This is a genomic window from Neisseria sp. P0021.S005 (assembly GCF_051956955.1).
This window is the reverse complement of sequence record NZ_JBQCWY010000997.1, coordinates 1-433: the sequence shown is the minus strand read 5'-3', so window position 1 is coordinate 433 and position 433 is coordinate 1. Positions and strand designations below refer to the sequence as shown.

The following is a 433-nucleotide window of genomic DNA, read 5'->3' as shown; positions in this document are numbered from 1 at the left end:
GCCTACTCGACCACATCTTGCGCGATGCCAATATCGATCAATGCGTGATTTTTACATCCACTAAAGCCATGACCGAAGTTATCGCGGATGAACTGTACGAAAAAGGTTTTGCCGCTAACTGTCTGCATGGCGATATGCCGCAAGGCTGGCGTAACCGTACGCTGATGGACTTGCGCAAAGGCCGCTGCAAAATTTTGGTTGCCACCGATGTAGCCGCACGCGGTATCGACGTACCGACAATTACCCACGTTATCAACTATGACTTACCGAAACAGGCTGAAGACTACGTTCACCGCATCGGCCGTACTGGTCGCGCTGGCCGTACCGGTATTGCGATTACTTTTGCCGAAGTAAACGAATACGTCAAAGTACACAAAATCGAAAAATACATCGGCCGTAAATTGTCAGAGCTGACCATCGAAGGCATGGAGCC

Annotated in this window: 1 protein-coding gene; it reads left to right on the top strand. The window is 50.1% G+C overall.

The features are described from left to right. Positions 1 to 433, top strand: a 433-nt coding sequence (locus ACTHUE_RS20565; protein ID WP_440424340.1) for a helicase-related protein, incomplete at both ends; no start/stop codon positions are given.